Annotated in this window: 15 protein-coding genes and 1 rRNA gene; 3 read left to right on the top strand and 13 right to left on the bottom strand. The window is 58.3% G+C overall.

What is annotated here, in order from left to right; genetic code table 11:
• Positions 1-54 precede the first annotated feature (54 nt).
• The 13 genes from C4J87_RS00505 to C4J87_RS00565 all read right to left on the bottom strand — a co-directional run bounded on the left by C4J87_RS00505 (position 55) and on the right by C4J87_RS00565 (position 14,342).
• Positions 55-1,713, bottom strand: coding sequence for a Na/Pi cotransporter family protein (locus C4J87_RS00505; protein ID WP_124365306.1), 1,659 nt, complete (start codon positions 1,711-1,713; stop codon positions 55-57).
• 251 nt (positions 1,714-1,964) lie between these two features.
• The gene (locus C4J87_RS00510) at positions 1,965-2,732 is read right to left on the bottom strand and encodes a TerC family protein (RefSeq protein WP_124360663.1); all 768 of its coding nucleotides are present in this window, start codon (positions 2,730-2,732) and stop codon (positions 1,965-1,967) included.
• Positions 2,733-2,800: 68 nt separating this feature from the next.
• The gene (locus tag C4J87_RS00515) at positions 2,801-4,108 is read right to left on the bottom strand and encodes a CitMHS family transporter (RefSeq protein ID WP_049710719.1); all 1,308 of its coding nucleotides are present in this window, start codon (positions 4,106-4,108) and stop codon (positions 2,801-2,803) included.
• 368 nt (positions 4,109-4,476) lie between these two features.
• Positions 4,477-6,438, bottom strand: coding sequence for a DUF4105 domain-containing protein (locus C4J87_RS00520; protein WP_124365307.1), 1,962 nt, complete (start codon positions 6,436-6,438; stop codon positions 4,477-4,479).
• Entirely contained in the window at positions 6,435-6,755 is a 321-nt protein-coding gene (locus C4J87_RS00525; protein WP_124365308.1) for a DUF2388 domain-containing protein, read from the bottom strand. The genes C4J87_RS00520 and C4J87_RS00525 overlap by 4 nt, the downstream gene beginning before the upstream one ends.
• Before the next feature lie 38 nt (positions 6,756-6,793).
• Entirely contained in the window at positions 6,794-7,102 is a 309-nt protein-coding gene (locus C4J87_RS00530) for a DUF2388 domain-containing protein (RefSeq protein ID WP_124360666.1), read from the bottom strand.
• 81 nt (positions 7,103-7,183) lie between these two features.
• Positions 7,184-7,504, bottom strand: a complete 321-nt coding sequence (locus C4J87_RS00535; protein WP_057725665.1) for a DUF2388 domain-containing protein — start codon at positions 7,502-7,504, stop codon at positions 7,184-7,186.
• A gap of 331 nt (positions 7,505-7,835) precedes the next feature.
• On the bottom strand, positions 7,836-8,051 hold the full coding sequence (locus C4J87_RS00540) for a DUF1127 domain-containing protein (RefSeq protein WP_003187413.1): 216 nt from the start codon (positions 8,049-8,051) through the stop codon (positions 7,836-7,838).
• 318 nt (positions 8,052-8,369) lie between these two features.
• The gene (locus C4J87_RS00545; protein WP_124365309.1) at positions 8,370-9,863 is read right to left on the bottom strand and encodes an acetyl-CoA hydrolase/transferase family protein; all 1,494 of its coding nucleotides are present in this window, start codon (positions 9,861-9,863) and stop codon (positions 8,370-8,372) included.
• A 233-nt stretch (positions 9,864-10,096) separates the two neighbouring features.
• Entirely contained in the window at positions 10,097-11,533 is a 1,437-nt protein-coding gene (locus tag C4J87_RS00550) for an NAD(P)(+) transhydrogenase (Re/Si-specific) subunit beta (protein ID WP_124365310.1), read from the bottom strand.
• The gene (locus C4J87_RS00555) at positions 11,533-11,853 is read right to left on the bottom strand and encodes an NAD(P) transhydrogenase subunit alpha (protein WP_124365311.1); all 321 of its coding nucleotides are present in this window, start codon (positions 11,851-11,853) and stop codon (positions 11,533-11,535) included. The genes C4J87_RS00550 and C4J87_RS00555 overlap by 1 nt, the downstream gene beginning before the upstream one ends.
• A 15-nt stretch (positions 11,854-11,868) precedes the next feature.
• Positions 11,869-12,990 carry a Re/Si-specific NAD(P)(+) transhydrogenase subunit alpha gene (locus C4J87_RS00560; protein ID WP_124365312.1) on the bottom strand — a complete coding sequence of 374 codons (1,122 nt, stop codon included), beginning with the start codon at positions 12,988-12,990 and terminating at the stop codon, positions 11,869-11,871.
• A gap of 452 nt (positions 12,991-13,442) precedes the next feature.
• On the bottom strand, positions 13,443-14,342 hold the full coding sequence (locus tag C4J87_RS00565) for a LysR family transcriptional regulator (protein ID WP_124365313.1): 900 nt from the start codon (positions 14,340-14,342) through the stop codon (positions 13,443-13,445).
• Between the two features lie 157 nt (positions 14,343-14,499).
• On the opposite strand from C4J87_RS00565, the gene C4J87_RS00570 reads away from it, so the two are divergent.
• The 3 genes from C4J87_RS00570 (at position 14,500) to C4J87_RS00585 (ending at position 19,016) form a co-directional block, all read left to right on the top strand.
• Entirely contained in the window at positions 14,500-15,681 is a 1,182-nt protein-coding gene (locus C4J87_RS00570) for an acyl-CoA dehydrogenase (protein WP_124360672.1), read from the top strand.
• A 13-nt stretch (positions 15,682-15,694) separates the two neighbouring features.
• Positions 15,695-16,915: a CaiB/BaiF CoA-transferase family protein gene (locus C4J87_RS00575; RefSeq protein WP_124365314.1), complete on the top strand. Its 1,221-nt coding sequence runs from the start codon at positions 15,695-15,697 to the stop codon at positions 16,913-16,915.
• 564 nt (positions 16,916-17,479) lie between these two features.
• Positions 17,480-19,016, top strand: a 16S ribosomal RNA gene (locus C4J87_RS00585).
• Positions 19,017-19,025 lie beyond the last annotated feature (9 nt).

Consider the following 19,025-nt stretch of genomic DNA (forward strand, 5'->3'; position numbering starts at 1 on the left):
AGCTTCCTGGCGAACGAGGTCCATTGTTAACTGACTTCGCTGGCTGGCGTACGTTCAGGGCGAATGGGTGATGTCGGCAATATCTTCAGCAGAGAGTGCGCCGGTGTCGGACGTTTCCAACACAACATAGGCGCTGCTGCAGAACAACGAGTTCAAGCGCTTCATGTCGGCAATCAGCTCCAGGTGCAGGGAACTGGTTTCCAGGCTCTGCACGATTTTACGTTGCAGGCGGCTGACGTGGGCGTGGGCCAGGCGACGTTCCTGGGCGCGAAAGCGGCGCTTCTCACGCAGTAATTGGCGGGCACTTTCCGGATCGCCGCTGAGGAAGACCGACAGGCCCAGGCGCAGGTTGGCGATCAACTGGCTGTGCAGGCCGCTGAGTTCTTCCAGGCCGACCTCGGAAAATTGCCGACGTTGCGAAGTCTTCTGCTGCTGGACTTTGCGCAGCATGCGCTCGATCAAGTCGCCCGCCAGCTTCAGGTTGATGGACAGCTCAATGATTTCCGCCCAGCGTCGGTTGTCCTGTTCACTCAGGTCTTCACGGGGCATTTGCGCCAGGTAAAGTTTGATCGCGCTATAAAGCGCCTCGACGTCATCGCTGAGGCTGCGCATTTCCTGGGTAATGGCGGTTTGTTTGCCGCGCAGCACTTCCTGCATCGAGGTGAGCATGTTGTCGATCAGGTCGCCGAGCCGCAGGGTTTCGCGGGCGGCGTTGGCCAGCGCCAGGCTCGGCGTATTCAGTGAGGCCAGGTCCAGATGGCGCGGCTTGGCTTTGCCATCGGTCTCGGGACGCTCCGGCAGCAGCCATTCGCACAGCCGTGCCATCGGGCCAATGGTAGGCAACAGAATCAGGCAGCGGCTGACGTTGTAGAGCAGGTGGAACGTGATGACCATGGCCTGAGTGCTGTAGTCCAGGCCGTCCATCCAGCTTACGAGGGGGTCGAGTACCGGAATGATCAACAGCAGGCCGATCAACTTGTACAACAGGCTGCCCAGGGCGACTTGCCGCCCGGCGGTGTTCTGCATGCTGGTGCTGAGAAAGGCCAGGATGCCACTGCCGATGTTGGCGCCGATCACCAGGCCGATGGCCACGTGCAAACCGATCACGCCGGCACCGGCCAGCGTTGCCGTCAGCAGCACGGCGGCGAGGCTGGAGTAGGAAATCATCGCGAACAGCGCACCGACCAGGGCATCGAGCAAGATGTCGCCGGTCAGCGAAGCGAAGATGACTTTGACACCTTGGGCATGGGTAATCGGCCCGGCGGCTTCGACGATCAATTGCAAGGCGAGAATGATCAGCCCGAGGCCGATCCCGACCCGGCCGAGTTGCCCGGCCCGCGTCTGTTTGCGCGACAGGAAAAAAATCACCCCGAGGAAGATCAACAGCGGCGATAACCAGGACAGGTCCAGGGTGAGTACCCGCGCCATCAACGCGGTGCCGACGTCGGCGCCGAGCATGGTGGCCAAGGCGGGCGTAAGGCTCATCAGCCCTTGGCCGACAAAGGACGTCACCAGCATCGCCGTGGCATTGCTGCTTTGCACCATGGCCGTCACCAGGATACCGGCGACAAACGCCAGCCAGCGCTTGGACATGTTCTGCCCGATGACTTGGCGCAAGTTGGAGCCGTAGACCCGCAGGATGCCGGTACGGACGATGTGCGTGCCCCAGATAAGCAGGGTCACGGCGGAAAGCAGATTGAGCAAGGTCAGCATGCTCGGCCCCCCGTGTGGGTGCGCTCCAACAGGAGCGAAGGAAAGTTGCCGCGTGCCGTTCTACGTCTTGTACTTAAGCTGTAGTTGGCGAATGGGCTCTGCGCCAGCATCGCATAGCTAAACTCGGGATTGAAACAAAACTGTCATATGTAGGAGCGAGCTTGCTCGCGAAGAACGTCAACGATTACGCATACTGCCTGGTTTAACGCGTTGTCCTTGGGTTCTTCGCGAGCAAGCTCGCTCCTACAGGTTTATTGACCCGGAACGTCCTTGCGCAGTTTCACCGGGTCCTGCTGTTTCTTCTTTTTCGCGATGGCAGTGCGCATCTTGATGTTCACCGCTTCCACTGCCAGCGAGAACGCCATGGCGAAGTAGACGTAGCCTTTTGGCACGTGCACGTCGAAGGATTCGGCGATCAGCACGGTACCCACTACCAGCAGGAACGACAGCGCCAGCATCTTCAGCGACGGGTGCTTGTCGATGAATTCGCTGATGGTGCCAGCGGCCAGCATCATCACCAGTACGGCAACCACGATAGCGGCAATCATTACCGGCACATGAGAAACCATGCCGACGGCGGTGATGACCGAATCCAGGGAGAACACAATGTCGATGATCGCAATCTGGATGATGGTGTAGATGAACTTGCCGCCGGCGCCTTTAGGCTCGTCGTTGGTTTCATCTTCACCTTCCAGGGCGTGGTACATCTCCTGGGAGCTTTTCCACAACAGGAACAGGCCACCGAAGAACAGGATCAGGTCGCGACCGGAAATGCCCTCGCCGAACACTACGAACAGGTCGGCGGTCAGTTGCATGACCCAGGTGATCGACAGCAGCAACAGGATACGCGTGACCATCGCCAGCGCGAGGCCGAAGATCCGGGTGCGTGCCTGCATGTGCTTGGGCATGCGGCTGACCAGGATCGAAATCATGATGATGTTATCGATGCCCAGGACGATCTCGAGGGCCGTCAGGGTGAAGAAGGCAATCCAGATTTCCGGATTGGTCAGCCATTCCATGTGTATTCCTTTGAGCAAATGTTAGACCGCGCAAGCTGTAGCGCCGCGCGGTAGGTGAGTCGGTACGATTATAGAGTGCTGAACAGCGGAAAAATCCCCATCAGCAACGCGGCGAACATTATGCACAGGCATACCAGTACTGCCCACTTGAGGGTGAAGCGCTGGTGATCGCCAAACTCGATACCCGCCAGCGCGACCAGCAGGTAGGTCGAGGGTACCAGTGGGCTCAGCAGATGCACCGGTTGCCCGACGATCGACGCACGCGCCATTTCCACAGCGGTGATGCCGTAGTGGCTGGCGGCTTCGGCCAGTACCGGCAGCACGCCATAATAGAACGCATCGTTGGACATGAAGAAGGTGAACGGCATGCTCACCAGCGCAGTGATCACCGCCAGGTACGGGCCCATGGCTTCAGGGATGACCGCCAGCAGGCTCTTGGACATTGCATCGACCATGCCAGTGCCCGACAGGATGCCGGTGAAGATACCGGCGGCGAAGATCAACCCGACCACCGCCAATACGCTGCCGGCGTGGGCCGCGACGCGGTCTTTCTGTTGCTGCAGGCACGGGTAGTTGACGATCATCGCGATACTGAACGCCACCATGAACAGCACCGGCAGCGGCAACAGGCCGGCGATGAGCGTGCACATCAGCGCAAGGGTCAGCGCGCCGTTGAACCAGATCAGCTTCGGACGGCGGGCGTCGGGGAATTGCGACACGCTGATGTCGCTGTGGTCGATCTCGTCGCCCTGCAGGTGCAGTTCACCCAGGCGGGCGCGCTCGCGCTTGCCGTACATATAGGCAATCACCAGGATCGCCACCACGCCGGCGGCCATGGCCGGGATCATCGGCACGAAGATGTCCGATGGGTCCACATGCAGCGCACTGGCGGCGCGGGCCGTCGGCCCACCCCAGGGGGTCATGTTCATCACGCCACCGGCAAGAATGATCAGGCCGGCCATGATCCGCGGGCTCATGCCGATGCGCTGGTACAGCGGCAACATGGCGGCGACGCAGATCATGTAAGTGGTGGCGCCGTCACCGTCGAGGGACACCACCAGGGCCAGCACGGCGGTGCCAACCGAGACTTTCAGCGGGTCGCCCTTGACCATCTTGAGGATCTTGCGCACGGCCGGGTCGAACAGGCCGGAGTCGATCATCAGAGCAAAATAGAGGATGGCGAACATCAGCATCACGCCGGTCGGCGCGAGCTTGGTGATGCCTTCGAGCATCATCGGGCCGATCTTCGGCGCGAAACCGCCGAACAGCGCGAACAGGATAGGCACGATGATCAAGGCGATCAGCGCAGACAGGCGCTTGGTCATGATCAGGAACATGAACGTGATGACCATGGCAAAGCCAAGGAAAGTCAGCATAGGAATACTCCAGGCGTAGCGCGGCTAGGGAATGGCGAACCGGGTGGGGTCAGCGCAGAACGAAAGGCACGTGGCGTACGGGGGGAGCTAGGGCAAACAGGCGGGTACGGGCGGACATCGAGAATCACCATTGTTGTTGTTAATAGTCGGTCTGTTGCCGACAGTGGGGGTGATCCTAGACGGGTAAGCTTTCAGCCAGCTTTCGCTGAGAAAACGGGTGATACTCGGTCGTGAGGCTTATTCAGATACAAATGTGGGAGGGGGCTTGCTCCCGATAGCGGTGGGTCAGCCAGCACATGTATCAGCTGACCCAATGCCATCGGGAGCAAGCCCCCTCCCACAATTGGGTTTTGCGTACCGCTGAATCTTCAGGGCAGTTCAAGACCACCGGCCGCCTTGTGCAACGCCCGCAGATGTTCGCCCATCTGCTTGAGATTGGCTTCGCAAGCGGCAATCTCGGCAGCACGGGCAGGCTCGAGCAGCGCCCTCACCTCTTTATCCAGTTCACCGGTAAGCGATTGCAGTTGCTTCTGGCGCTCGGCACTTTCCGATTCCAGCCGCTTGGCTTCTGAAGGTTGCGGCAGGCCGTAGCCACCACTGTCGAGCAGTTCGGCCGGACGGCTGAGGAAGCCGCTGTTGGCGAGAATTTGCTGCAGCGTGTTATTGGCTTTCTCCATGCCGCCGTTTTTCAGCTCCCGGGCATTGAGGTAGCGTTGTTTGACCTCGTCCTGGGCGAGCATCAGTTGTTTGCGATAGCTGGCTTGTTCCAGCAACAGCAACGCGGCGCTGGTGCGCAAATCGGCCTGGCTGAACCATTGGCGGCGCTCTTGCGCATTCAGCGACAGCCACTCTTCGACTTGGGTCTGCTTGATCGGCAGACGCTTGCGCAGTACATCGAACATCGCCTGGTAGCGCTCGCGGAACGAGTCGAAGTGATAACCCAGGCGCAACGCCTCGCGCTTGTCGTTCAGCACGCTGGTATCGGCCAACCCACGGGCGTTGAGCACTTCCAGCAAGCCGTTGGGGGTGATGTTGTCCAGGCCGGTCAATTGGGGGTTGGCGCTGCCGCTGCGCAAAAGCTTCAGGCTTTCTACCGCGCAGTTGTTGGAAATAAAGAAGTAGTTGCCGTCGTAGCTCCAGTGCATCTCGGCGGCATGTTCGACCGTGTCGTTGATTTCCTGGCGGTTGAGCTTCAGCGGTACGGATGCCAAGCCGCGCAGCTCGGTCTTGGTGTATTCGTCGATGACCTGGGCCAGCGGCAGCACAAACAGGCGCGACGGGTATTTGCCCACCAGGCCATCCCAGCTCGACAGCTGTACGTCACCGACGAAGGCGCGGTAGGACAACACCAGATGCTGATCCAGGTCCAGCCGGCAATCCGGCCCGCGCGGACGGCCCGGCGCGCAGATCACCAGGCGCAGCATGCTATGGCCCCAGCGGCTTACCAGATTCTGGTTGGCTTCGGCGAGCAGGTAGTCGATTTCGTACACGCGCTCCGGGTCGATCTGGCCCAGCGGGGTCTTGGCGAAGTCATTGCCGGCGTTCAAAAACGCGTAGGTATTGCCGCAGGCGTCCTGCCCGGGCGGTGCCCAGCCGAAATGTTCCTTGTAATAGCGCGCCAGCGCGGGGCGGCGGCACGCGTAGCTTGGGTCGAGGAGGAAGTACTCCATGTTGACCGCGACGAATTCCAGCGGGCTGGTGGTTTCGTAGATGTCCGGGCTGCGCACCACTTGATTATTGTGCTGTTCGCGTTCGCCGCGACGGCCGACGTATTGCGGCCAGCCGGCGAGGTCCAGCAAGCGTGGGTCGTCACTGAGCGTGAAGCGCCGGTCATTCTGGCCACGGCATTGATCGGGCAGGCCAATCAAACCGGTGATGCTGTTCTGGCGGCTGCATCGCTGGATCAGGGCTCGCTCGTCTTTGGACCAGAGGCGCGCACGGTCGTAGATATGGGTCAGTTCATGCAGCACGGTGGCGAGCATTTCCTTGCGCACGGTGCCGTGGGGGCGGTTGGTTTTCTGCGTGGCGGCGCTGCCGTCGGTCAGGCTGGCAAGCAGGTTCTGGTTGAGGTCCAGTTCGGACACCAGGGAGGCCTGGCCATAAGCGTTTTCAGGCATCTTGTCGGTCCAGCCGACGTCGATACGGCGGTCCAACTGCTCGATGAAACGCGGCGGCAAGGCGCCCATCGCTTCATCGAGCAACGCCTGGCTGGCCTGCCGTTCCGCCGGGCTCAAGCCATCGGTCTTGAGCCGCAGTTGCAGGCCGGCCTGGGCTGTACCGGCACACAGCAGCACGGCCCCGGCCAGGAGCCAGGCGTTGATTCGCCTCACAGAGCGAGGATAGCTTCGGCGAGCGTCTGGTCGCTGGCATCACGGGCTTCCGGCACGCGGGTGCGCAAGGTGTCGAACGCCGCCTCAAGTTGCGCGCCACGGATCTCGCCGTTGGTGGCGACGAAGCTGGCGGCATCATCGTGGGCTTCGCGCACGATTTTGGAGTCGCGGATGGAGGTGGTGGTGTCCGAGGTGAAATCAATAGTGCGCGCCGAAGCACGGACGATAATGTTACTGGTGGCCTTCAGGGTTTGCGCCTGGGCGACATCGGCCAAAAACAGCAGGCCGAGGGCGGCGATGATCAACGGGCTACGCATGGGGTGACTCCAATACAAAGATGGACATACAAAGATGATTATTGGACGAGAATTGCCTGCGCCAGTTCAAGGTCGCTCGCATGAAGTTTTGGCTGGGTACGGCGCAGGTAATCCAGCGCGGACTCCAAGCGTGCGCCCCGCCATTGGCCGTCAGTGGCAATGAAAGCAGCAGCATCATCCTTGGCAACCCGTACCAATTTGTTGTCGAACGGCGCAGAGGTCACCTTGCTGGTGGCGTACGCGCTGACAACGGTGCTCTGGATGGACACGTCAAAGGCCGAAGCCGGCGGTGCCCAGCAGGCGCAGAACATCACAGGAACAATCAACAGACGGTATGAAAAAGCCATGGGACTCGACAACTGAAAACGAGCGCCAAGGCTAGCGCAATGACCGGATGAGGGCCAGTGCGACTGGCCCTTCCCCTGGTTTTAGATCGCCAGGATGGCCTGGGCCAATTGAGCGTCAGTGGCGGTGTTCAACTGCGGCGCCTGTTGGCGGATCTGGGCCAGGGCGCTTTCCAGTTTCACACCTCGAATGGCGCCTTCGCTGGCGACAAAACTGGCCGCGTCGTCACGGGCGGCTCGCACCACTTTGTTGTCGCGCAGGGAGGACGTGGCATCAGAGGTGGCATCGGAAGTGGCTTTCAGTGCGCCAACGATCGAATCGGTGGTGACGATAAAGCTGCTCGCGTTGGCATTGGCAGCAACGGCCAACAGGGCGGCAGTGCACAGCAGGCGAAGACGGGACATGGGGTAACTCCTGTAGATGAGCAAATAAAGTGGCACAGAGTGGCCACAATGAAACGGACGTTGGCATTTGGGCATCTGACGCCCGTTCTACAAGGTTCGCCACGTAGTGATTGGATATTAGGCCACCGCTTGTCCATTCGGAAGTCGTCGTTTAACTGTTATGGTTATATTTTAAGATATAAAAACTGTATTGGTTCGGCAGATCGTCGCTGTTTCAATTGCATCGCATCAGAAACAGCAAAGCCCGCCTCCGGTTTCCCGGGGCGGGCTTTGCTTTGACAAATCAGAGTGCTGGCAGTGGACCCGGCAGGTCAGGGCCAGCGAGCGCCAATCAGCGCCAGAACGGCTTGCTCAGCTCTTCGTAGCGTTGAGCTTCGCTGATACCAGCATCGGCCAGCAGACGCGAATCCAGGCGAGCCAGTTGGTGGCGGCTGGAGATGCGGCGCTGCCACAACATCAGGTTAGCGAGAACGCGCAGAGGCAGGGAAGCCTGGGTGTTAACAGCTTTTTCTTCGAAGAACAGTTCGGAACTGAGTGTACGTTCCATGATGACATCCTTCCGCTTGTGGCGGGATTAGGTAGTGGTTTAACTGATGCCAATCATCCTCCTCCCGCGCAAGACTCTCTAGATACAGTTCACCTGTATTGTGAGGGGCCAGTTAACTGTTTATAGAGGCTGTACGGTACGAAATGAGGGCAACTGTACCTGCTTGCACTGAAACAGTGCGAAATAGGCATTTTAGAGGTAGGTCGTAGGATATTTCGGTAGGAAATGACCGGTACAGCAGTACAGTTTTTTACGTAACCACCGCTTAAACGACCGGGTCGATGAAACTGTTCAGGCATCAACCCGGTTGTGTACCCCTCAAGCCTTGAGCATGTGTCCGGTTTCTTCCAGATTAATGTGCCAGCTCAGTGCATCACGCAGGATGTGCGGGGTATGCCCGCCAAGCGCGCAGGCAGCCTCGAAGTAACTGTTCAGCGCATCGCGATACGCCGGGTGCACACAGTTGTCGATGATCACTCGGGCCCGCTCCCGTGGCGCCAGGCCACGCAAGTCGGCCAGGCCCACTTCGGTCACCAGGATGTCTACGTCATGTTCGGTGTGGTCCACATGGCTCACCATCGGTACCACGCTGGAAATCGCGCCGCCTTTGGCAATCGACTTGGTCACGAAGATCGCCAGGTGCGCATTGCGCGCAAAGTCCCCGGAGCCGCCAATACCGTTCATCATTCGCGTGCCGCAAACGTGGGTGGAGTTGACGTTGCCGTAGATATCGAACTCCAACGCGGTGTTGATACCAATAATGCCCAGGCGACGCACCACTTCAGGATGGTTGGAAATTTCCTGCGGGCGCAGCACCAATTTGTCCTTGTAGTGCTCAAGATTGCCAAACACGTCGGCATTGCGCCGCTCCGACAGGGTAATCGAGCTGCCGGAGGCGAAGCTCAGCTTGCCGGCGTCGATCAAGTCGAACGTCGAGTCCTGCAGCACTTCCGAATACATGGTCAAGTCTTCGAACGGCGAGTCAATCAGGCCACACATCACCGCGTTAGCGATATTGCCGATACCGGCCTGCAGCGGGCCGAGCTTGTTGGTCATGCGGCCGGCGTCTACTTCCTGTTTCAGAAAGTTGATCAGGTGATTGGCGATGCCTTGGGTATCGGCGTCGGGTGGCGTCACGGTGGACGCAGAATCGGCCTGATTGGTGATCACGATGGCGACGATCTTCTCGGGCGGGATAGGAATCGCCGGGCTGCCAATGCGGTCGTCGACTTTAACCAGCGGAATCGGCGTGCGGGTTGGCCGGTAGGAGGGGATGTAAATATCGTGCAGCCCTTCCAGGTTCGGATTGTGCGCCAAGTTGATCTCGACGATCACTTGCTTGGCAAAAATCGCGAAGCTGGCCGAGTTGCCTACCGAGGTGGTGGGCACGATATGCCCAAGCTCGGTGATTGCAACGGCTTCGATTACCGCGATGTCCGGTAACTTGAGCTGGTTATTGCGCAGTTGCTCGACAGTTTCCGACAGGTGCTGGTCGATAAACATCACCTCGCCCGCATTGATCGCCTTGCGCAGCGTGCTGTCGACTTGGAAGGGCATGCGGCGTGAGAGTACGCCGGCTTCGGTCAATTGCTTGTCCAGGTCGTTGCCCAGGCTGGCGCCGGTCATCAGGGTGATTTTCAGCGGGGAAGTCTTGGCGCGCTCGGCCAGGGCGTGAGGAACGGCCTTGGCTTCACCGGCACGGGTGAAGCCGCTCATGCCGACGGTCATGCCGTCTTCGATCAGTGCGGCGGCGTCTGCCGCGCTCATGACCTTGTTCAACAATGAAGGCAAGCGGATACGATCACGGTACATGAATGGTTATCTCGGGCTACGGAAGCAAGGTGGGCAGTGTAGTGATTTCAAAAAGTTTCGGCCCGCTACCATGGTCGAATGCCGAGTAGCGATTTAGAGCCTTTGGTCGGGTTTCATATGAGTGTGCAAGCGGGACGTGCAACGTCCCCGGCTGCATTCCCACGCAGAGCATGGGAACGAAAAAACCCCAGCCTACGTGAGGCCAGGGTTTTGGGTGTTGCGCTGGCGCAGTGTTATTCGACGGCCTTGACCATGTCTTCGATGACCTTCTTGGCATCGCCAAAGACCATCATGGTCTTGTCCAGGTAGAACAACTCGTTATCCAGGCCCGCGTAGCCGCTGGCCATCGAGCGCTTGTTGACGATGATGGTCTTGGCCTTGAACGCTTCAAGGATCGGCATGCCGGCGATCGGTGAGTTCGGATCGTTCTTGGCGGCCGGGTTGACCACGTCGTTGGCGCCCAGCACCAGTACCACGTCGGCCTGGCCGAACTCGGAGTTGATGTCCTCCATCTCGAACACTTGGTCGTACGGTACTTCTGCTTCGGCGAGCAGTACGTTCATGTGCCCAGGCATACGGCCCGCCACCGGGTGGATCGCATACTTCACTGTCACGCCGCGGTGCGTCAGCTTCTCGGTCAGTTCCTTGAGCGCGTGCTGCGCCCGGGCCACTGCCAGACCGTAGCCCGGCACGATGATCACGGTGTCGGCGTTGGTCAGCAGGAACGTGGCATCGTCGGCCGAGCCGGACTTCACCGGGCGTGCTTCTTTGGAGCCGGTCGCAGCGGCGGCGTCTGGCGTATTGCCAAAACCGCCGAGCAGTACATTAAAGAAGGAACGGTTCATCGCCTTGCACATGATGTACGAGAGGATCGCGCCGCTGGAACCCACCAGGGAGCCGGCGATGATCAGCATCGAATTGTTCAGCGAGAAGCCGATGCCCGCCGCTGCCCAGCCGGAGTAGCTGTTGAGCATCGACACGACGACCGGCATGTCGGCGCCGCCGATCGGGATGATGATCAGCACGCCCAGGACAAAGGCCAGGGCCAGCATCACTGCGAAGGCAGTCAGGTTGCCGGTGAACATGAACGCCAGGCCCAGGCCCAGCGTGAGCAGGCCCAGCACCAGGTTGAGCTTGTGCTGGCCACCGAACTGTACCGGTGCGCCCTGGAACAGGCGGAACTTGTACTTGCCCGACAGCTTGCCGAAGGCGATCACCGAACCGGAGAAGGTGATTGCGCCGATGGCGGCGCCGAGGAACAGCTCCAGGCGGTTGCCCGCAGGAATCGCGTCGCCCAGGTGTTTGACGATGCCCAGCGATTGCGGCTCGACGACAGCTGCGATGGCGATAAACACTGCGGCCAGGCCGATCATGCTGTGCATGAAAGCTACCAGCTCCGGCATCTTGGTCATTTCTACGCGCTTGGCCATGATCGAGCCGGCGGTGCCGCCGATCAGCAGGCCGACGATCACGTAACCGATACCGGCAGTCGCCAGCTCAGCGCCGAGCTTATAGATGAGGCCGACGGTGGTGAGTACCGCCAGCGCCATGCCGAGCATGCCGAACAGATTGCCGCGCCGCGAAGTGGTCGGGTGCGAGAGGCCTTTGAGGGCTTGGATGAAACAGATCGACGCAATCAGGTAGAGCGTCGTGACGAGGTTCATGCTCATTACTTTGGCGCCTCTTCTTTTACTTTCGGGGCTTTTTTCTTGAACATCTCAAGCATGCGCCGCGTGACCAGAAAGCCACCAAATACGTTGACCGCTGCCAGCACCACGGCCAGGGTGCCCATCGTCTTGCCCAGCGGCGTCACCGTGAGAGCGGCGGCGAGCATGGCGCCGACGATTACGATAGCCGAAATGGCGTTGGTCACGGCCATCAACGGCGTGTGCAGCGCGGGTGTCACGTTCCAGACCACGTGGTAACCGACATAAATCGCCAGCACAAAGATGATCAGGTTGTAGATACCGGGGGAGATAAGCTCTTCCATCGTCTGAATCCCTGCTTAGGCGTTTTTGCGGATGACTTGGCCGTCGCGGCACATCAGGCACGCGGCGACGATGTCGTCTTCGAGGTTGATTTCAAACTGCCCTTCCTTGGTGAACACCAGCTTCAGGAAGTCCAGCAGGTTGCGTGCATACAAGGCCGACGCATCGGCGGCCACGGCGCCGGCCAGGTTGGTCGGGCCGCAAATGATCACGCCGTTTTCCACCACCACTTGATCTGCGACCGTCAGCGGGCAGTTGCCGCCCTGGGCTGCCGCGAGGTCAATGACAACCGAGCCCGGCTTCATCTGTGCGACGGTTTCGGCGCTGAGCAAGGTCGGTGCTTTACGACCGGGGATCAATGCCGTGGTGATGACGATATCGGCTTGCTTGGCGCGCTCGTGCACAGCCAGGGCCTGGCGCTGCATCCAACTGGTGGGCATCGGGCGTGCGTAACCACCGACGCCGACCGCGCATTCACGTTCCTCATCGGTTTCGTAAGGCACATCGACGAACTTGGCGCCGAGGGATTCGATCTGTTCCTTTACGGCCGGGCGTACATCAGAGGCTTCGATTACTGCACCCAGGCGTTTCGCCGTGGCAATGGCCTGCAAACCGGCGACGCCAGCGCCAAGGATCAGCACGCGGGCCGCTTTCACGGTGCCTGCGGCGGTCATCAACATCGGCATGAAGCGCGGGTAGTGGTGGGCAGCCAGCAATACCGCCTTGTAACCGGCGATGTTGGCTTGTGAAGACAGCACATCCAGGCTCTGGGCCCGCGAGGTGCGTGGCGCGGCTTCGAGAGCGAAGGCCGTGATGCCGCATTCTGCGAGCTTGGCGATGGTTTCGTTGCTGAACGGATTGAGCATGCCCACCAATACGGTGCCGCTTTTGATCAGCGCCAGTTCGCTGTCGCTGGGGGCAACCACCTTGAGGATCAGTTCAGCGCCAAACGCATCGTTGGCGCTGCCAATGGTTGCGCCTGCCGTTTCATAGGCACTGTCGACGATGCTGGCTTTAATGCCTGCGCCGCTTTGTACAGTGACCTTATGGCCCTGGCCGATCAGCTTCTTGATGGTTTCCGGGGTGGCAGCCACCCGCGTTTCACCGGTCTGGGTTTCGAGAGGAACACCAATGTGCACGTCAAATCTCCTGCATGATCTTTTTGCTTTTGATCTTTTTGTAAAAAGGCCAGTGCGCCGTGAGTGGCGCAGCTGGGGCGGCCGATCAGCACGATCCCGCTGAAATGACAGCGGGGCGCGGCATTTTGCAGGCGAACTTTACGGCCTTCAAGGGATTATGACGGGTGACGAAAAATTAACTACAAGTCACCCTGTGACTGATTGTCGCAATGCACAGGAATAACCTTATTGAATACAGGCTGTTAAGCACTTTTGTAGTGAAATATACGGTTTCCACATGGTCATGGTGAATAGTCGGTTATTGACCCGTGATGGTCGCTATAGGCCATGAAAATCATGGCTTTGAGCCTCATCTGTGTTCGGCAGGTACAGTCTGTTCAAATGCGACATCTACGTATATCTGTAGGGCTTTTATTTATCTGACTACAAGGTCAATAAATTGCCATATGCCTTTAAATATTGGGGTTGTAGCGCTGAGATTGGCCGATAAGCCAGTCTCGGAACGCATGCAATGAAGCAGATTCGACCTTTCGGTCTGGAATCATCAAGTAATAGGCCTTATCGCTGCTCAGGGTCTGGTTAGCGGCGATTACCAACTGTTTCTCCTGTAACTCCCGCTGGATCAAGAAGGGCGGGATCAACGCGATGCCCATGTCATGCATAGCTGCCTGGGACAACATTGAGAATAGCTCGTAACGCGGGCCTGTCATGTCGCGGGGGACGCTCAGTTGCTGGGCGTTGAACCACTGGCGCCAGGCATAAGGGCGGGTTGTCTGCTGCAGCAGAGGCAGTTCGGCGATTTCCCGAGGAGTGAAGTGCGCAAGGTCGCCGAGTAAGCGTGGGCTGCAGACGGGCACAGGGTTTTCACCCATGAGCCGATGGGATTCCGTGCCGGACCAGTCGGCATCGCCGAAGTAGATCGCAGCGTCGAACTCGGTGTCGGCAAACAGGAAGGGGCGTGTGCGGTTGGTCAGGTTGACCGTCACTTCCGGATGCTGCTGTTGGAAGTCCTTCAGGCGCGGGATCAGCCATTGGGTGCCAAACGTCGGTACCACCGCCAGTTCGATCACATTCGCACCCTGCTGGCCCATGACGGAAAGGGTGTCGCGCTCCACCGCATCCAGTTGCTTAGCCACTCTGCGGCTATAGGACAGCCCTGCCTCGGTCAGCTTCACTCCGCGCCGCGAGCGCCGAAACAGTTCGACACTCAAAAACTCTTCAAGGCTGGCGATCTGTCGGCAGATCGCGCCTTGCGTGATGGAAAGCTCCTGCGCCGCCTTGGTAAAGCTCTCGTGGCGGGCCGCTGCTTCAAAACTGATCAGCGCGGTAGTGCTGGGGATTTTTCTGCGCATGTACATTGTCCTCACATGTAAGGCGCATTTTTGGCCTTATCTAGCATCACGAAGTGAGAAATTAGCACAAGCTCATGCAGAAACCTCGTTTGCCCTCTGTACCGTCCCGACCTAGTCTGCATGCACGACGTTTGATTCTTTTCGTGAGGACTTATTCATGGCTGGCAAGGCAAGCTTCAACTGGATCGATCCATTGCTGCTGGATCAACAGCTCACCGAAGAAGAGCGCATGGTGCGTGACAGTGCCGAGCAATTTGCTCAGGACAAGTTGGCGCCTCGAGTGCTTGAAGCTTTCCGTCATGAAAAGACCGACCCTGCGATCTTCCGCGAGATGGGCGAAACCGGCTTGTTGGGAGCGATGATTCCCGAGCAATACGGTGGCAGTGGCTTGAACTACGTCAGCTATGGGTTGATTGCCCGTGAAGTCGAGCGTGTCGATTCCGGTTATCGCTCGATGATGAGTGTGCAGTCCTCACTGGTAATGGTGCCGATCAATGAATTCGGTACCGAGGCGCAAAAGCAAAAGTACCTGCCGAAATTGGCCTCGGGCGAATGGATCGGCTGCTTCGGTCTCACCGAGCCCAATCATGGTTCTGATCCAGGCGCGATGATCACGCGTGCGCGCAAAGTGGAGGGCGGCTACAGCCTGAGCGGCGCGAAGATGTGGATTACCAACAGCCCGATCGCCGACGTGTTTGTGGTGTGGGGCAAGGACGACGCTGGCGACATACGCGGTTTTGTCCTGGAGAAGGGCTGGAAAGGCCTGAGCGCGCCGGCGATTCACGGCAAGGTCGGCCTGCGGGCGTCCATCACCGGCGAAATCGTGATGGATAACGTATTTGTCCCGGAAGAGAACATCTTTCCGGATGTGCGTGGCTTGAAGGGACCTTTTACTTGCCTGAATTCGGCACGATACGGCATCTCCTGGGGCGCGTTGGGCGCTGCGGAGTTCTGCTGGCATACCGCGCGTCAGTACACCCTTGATCGCCACCAGTTTGGCCGGCCATTGGCCGCGACGCAGTTGATCCAGAAGAAGCTGGCCGACATGCAGACCGAGATCACGTTGGCGCTGCAAGGCTGCCTGCGGTTGGGTCGGATGAAGGATGAAGGGACGGCGGCGGTCGAGATCACTTCGATCATGAAGCGCAACTCATGCGGCAAGTCCCTGGATATCGCGCGTATGGCCCGGGACATGCTGGGTGGTAACGGCATCTCCGACGAGTTTGGGGTGGCGCGCCATTTGGTCAACCTGGAGGTGGTCAACACCTATGAAGGTACCCATGACGTGCATGCCTTGATCCTGGGGCGCGCGCAAACCGGTCTTCAGGCGTTCTATTAATAGGAGCATGGGCATGGGCGCGCTTTCGCATCTGCGAGTACTGGATTTATCGCGAGTACTGGCGGGCCCTTGGTCCGGACAGATACTTGCGGACCTCGGGGCCGAGGTAATCAAGGTCGAAAGGCCGGGCAATGGTGACGACACGCGCGCCTGGGGGCCGCCCTTCCTCAAGGATGCTTATGGTGAGAACACCAGTGAGGCGGCGTATTACCTGTCGGCCAACCGAAATAAAGAATCGGTGACCATCGACTTCACCAAGCCTGAGGGGCAGAGGCTGGTGCGTGACCTGGCTGCCAAGTCGGACATTCTGATCGAGAACTTCAAAGTCGGTGGCCTGGCGGCTTATGGTTTGGATTATGAGTCGCTCAAGGAGATAAATCCGGAGCTGATCTATTGCTCGATCACCGGCTTTGGCCAGACCGGACCTTATGCCACGCGTGCCGGCTATGACTTCATGATTCAAGGACTGGGTGGGTTGATGAGCCTGACCGGTCGGCCTGAAGGGGATGATGGCGCGGGGCCGGTAAAGGTTGGGGTGGCATTGACCGATATTCTCACGGGGCTTTATTCAACCGTGGCTATCCTGGCCGCCCTTGCCCACCGGGATCACGACGGCGGCGGGCAGCATATTGATATGGCGCTGCTGGATGTACAGGTGGCTTGCCTGGCTAATCAGGCGATGAATTACCTGACGACGGGAGTCTCGCCAAAACGCCTGGGCAACGCGCATCCGAATATCGTGCCTTATCAGGACTTTCCTACGGCCGATGGTGATTTCATTCTGACGGTGGGAAATGACGGGCAGTTTCGCAAGTTCGCCGAGGTGGCTGGGCAGCCACAGTGGGCGGATGATCCGCAGTTCTCTACTAACAAGATGCGGGTTGCCAATCGTGTGGCGCTGATCCCGTTGATTCGTCAGGCGACGGTCTTCAAGACCACGGCAGAGTGGGTATCGCAACTGGAGAAAGTAGGCGTGCCGTGTGGGCCGATCAATGATCTGGCGCAGATGTTCGCTGATCCGCAGGTCAAGGCGCGGGGGTTGGCCATGGAGCTGCCTCATGCTTTGGCGGGGATGGTGCCTCAGGTCGCCAGCCCGATCCGTCTTTCCAAGACGCCTGTGGAGTATCGCAGTGCGCCGCCGCTGCTGGGTGAGCACACGCTTCAAGTGCTGCAGAGTGTACTGGGGCTGACGCCGTTGAATGTGGATGCTTTAAGAAAGGCTGGCGTCATCTGAGTGCGCTCTCTATATAGAAGAGGTATCTGTCGTTCGTTTTATGATCAATCCTAACTATTTGATAAGAAAACGAAATTAGAAGTTGACGGCAGATTCTGTGCGCCTATAATTCGCCCCACTTCCGGCGCAGTCGAAACGGAAAACTCCTTGGTAAACAATGAGTTAAGTAGGTTTCGATAGCAGGTTGCTTCAGTCCATCGAAGCCAAAAGGAAGTTGAAAAAGAGGTGTTGACAGCAGCGTGTAACGCTGTAGAATTCGCCTCCCGCTTACGAGAGATCGCAAGCGCAAGTGGTTGAAGTTGTTGAAGAAATCTTCGAAAACTTCTGAAAATAACCGCTTGACAGCAAATGAGGCTGCTGTAGAATGCGCGCCTCGGTTGAGACGAATAGCTCTTAACCAACCGCTCTTTAACAACTGAATCAAGCAATTCGTGTGGGTGCTTGTGGAGTCAGACTGATAGTCAACAAGATTATCAGCATCACAAGTTACTCCGCGAGAAATCAAAGATGTAACCAACGATTGCTGAGCCAAGTTTAGGGTTTCTTAAAAACCCAAAGATGTTTGAACTGAAGAGTTTGATCATGGCTCAGATTGAACGCTGGCGGCAGGCCTAACACATGCAAGTCGAGCGGTAGAGAGAAGCTTGCTTCTCTTGAGAGCGGCGGACGGGTGAGTAATGCCTAGGAATCTGCCTGGTAGTGGGGGATAACGTTCGGAAACGGACGCTAATACCGCATACGTCCTACGGGAGAAAGCAGGGGACCTTCGGGCCTTGCGCTATCAGATGAGCCTAGGTCGGATTAGCTAGTTGGTGAGGTAATGGCTCACCAAGGCGACGATCCGTAACTGGTCTGAGAGGATGATCAGTCACACTGGAACTGAGACACGGTCCAGACTCCTACGGGAGGCAGCAGTGGGGAATATTGGACAATGGGCGAAAGCCTGATCCAGCCATGCCGCGTGTGTGAAGAAGGTCTTCGGATTGTAAAGCACTTTAAGTTGGGAGGAAGGGCAGTTACCTAATACGTGATTGTTTTGACGTTACCGACAGAATAAGCACCGGCTAACTCTGTGCCAGCAGCCGCGGTAATACAGAGGGTGCAAGCGTTAATCGGAATTACTGGGCGTAAAGCGCGCGTAGGTGGTTTGTTAAGTTGGATGTGAAATCCCCGGGCTCAACCTGGGAACTGCATTCAAAACTGACTGACTAGAGTGTGGTAGAGGGTGGTGGAATTTCCTGTGTAGCGGTGAAATGCGTAGATATAGGAAGGAACACCAGTGGCGAAGGCGACCACCTGGACCAACACTGACACTGAGGTGCGAAAGCGTGGGGAGCAAACAGGATTAGATACCCTGGTAGTCCACGCCGTAAACGATGTCAACTAGCCGTTGGGAGCCTTGAGCTCTTAGTGGCGCAGCTAACGCATTAAGTTGACCGCCTGGGGAGTACGGCCGCAAGGTTAAAACTCAAATGAATTGACGGGGGCCCGCACAAGCGGTGGAGCATGTGGTTTAATTCGAAGCAACGCGAAGAACCTTACCAGGCCTTGACATCCAATGAACTTTCCAGAGATGGATTGGTGCCTTCGGGAACATTGAGACAGGTGCTGCATGGCTGTCGTCAGCTCGTGTCGTGAGATGTTGGGTTAAGTCCCGTAACGAGCGCAACCCTTGTCCTTAGTTACCAGCACGTTATGGTGGGCACTCTAAGGAGACTGCCGGTGACAAACCGGAGGAAGGTGGGGATGACGTCAAGTCATCATGGCCCTTACGGCCTGGGCTACACACGTGCTACAATGGTCGGTACAGAGGGTTGCCAAGCCGCGAGGTGGAGCTAATCCCAGAAAACCGATCGTAGTCCGGATCGCAGTCTGCAACTCGACTGCGTGAAGTCGGAATCGCTAGTAATCGCGAATCAGAATGTCGCGGTGAATACGTTCCCGGGCCTTGTACACACCGCCCGTCACACCATGGGAGTGGGTTGCACCAGAAGTAGCTAGTCTAACCTTCGGGAGGACGGTTACCACGGTGTGATTCATGACTGGGGTGAAGTCGTAACAAGGTAGCCGTAGGGGAACCTGCGGCTGGATCACCTCCTTAATCGACGAC

The organism is Pseudomonas sp. R1-43-08, assembly GCF_003852255.1.
Classification (GTDB): Bacteria; Pseudomonadota; Gammaproteobacteria; order Pseudomonadales; family Pseudomonadaceae; genus Aquipseudomonas.

What these genes read in the sequence shown, in the direction of transcription:
- C4J87_RS00565 (WP_124365313.1), bottom strand. Translation starts at nt 14,342, where the DNA reads ATGCGCAGAAAAATCCCCAGCACTACCGCGCTGATCAGTTTTGAAGCA.
- C4J87_RS00540 (WP_003187413.1), bottom strand. Translation starts at nt 8,051, where the DNA reads ATGGAACGTACACTCAGTTCCGAACTGTTCTTCGAAGAAAAAGCTGTT.
- C4J87_RS00510 (WP_124360663.1), bottom strand. Translation starts at nt 2,732, where the DNA reads ATGGAATGGCTGACCAATCCGGAAATCTGGATTGCCTTCTTCACCCTG.
- C4J87_RS00515 (WP_049710719.1), bottom strand. Translation starts at nt 4,108, where the DNA reads ATGCTGACTTTCCTTGGCTTTGCCATGGTCATCACGTTCATGTTCCTG.
- C4J87_RS00570 (WP_124360672.1), top strand. Translation starts at nt 14,500, where the DNA reads ATGGCTGGCAAGGCAAGCTTCAACTGGATCGATCCATTGCTGCTGGAT.
- C4J87_RS00545 (WP_124365309.1), bottom strand. Translation starts at nt 9,863, where the DNA reads ATGTACCGTGATCGTATCCGCTTGCCTTCATTGTTGAACAAGGTCATG.
- C4J87_RS00505 (WP_124365306.1), bottom strand. Translation starts at nt 1,713, where the DNA reads ATGCTGACCTTGCTCAATCTGCTTTCCGCCGTGACCCTGCTTATCTGG.
- C4J87_RS00550 (WP_124365310.1), bottom strand. Translation starts at nt 11,533, where the DNA reads ATGAGCATGAACCTCGTCACGACGCTCTACCTGATTGCGTCGATCTGT.
- C4J87_RS00535 (WP_057725665.1), bottom strand. Translation starts at nt 7,504, where the DNA reads ATGTCCCGTCTTCGCCTGCTGTGCACTGCCGCCCTGTTGGCCGTTGCT.
- C4J87_RS00525 (WP_124365308.1), bottom strand. Translation starts at nt 6,755, where the DNA reads ATGCGTAGCCCGTTGATCATCGCCGCCCTCGGCCTGCTGTTTTTGGCC.
- C4J87_RS00575 (WP_124365314.1), top strand. Translation starts at nt 15,695, where the DNA reads ATGGGCGCGCTTTCGCATCTGCGAGTACTGGATTTATCGCGAGTACTG.
- C4J87_RS00555 (WP_124365311.1), bottom strand. Translation starts at nt 11,853, where the DNA reads ATGGAAGAGCTTATCTCCCCCGGTATCTACAACCTGATCATCTTTGTG.
- C4J87_RS00530 (WP_124360666.1), bottom strand. Translation starts at nt 7,102, where the DNA reads ATGGCTTTTTCATACCGTCTGTTGATTGTTCCTGTGATGTTCTGCGCC.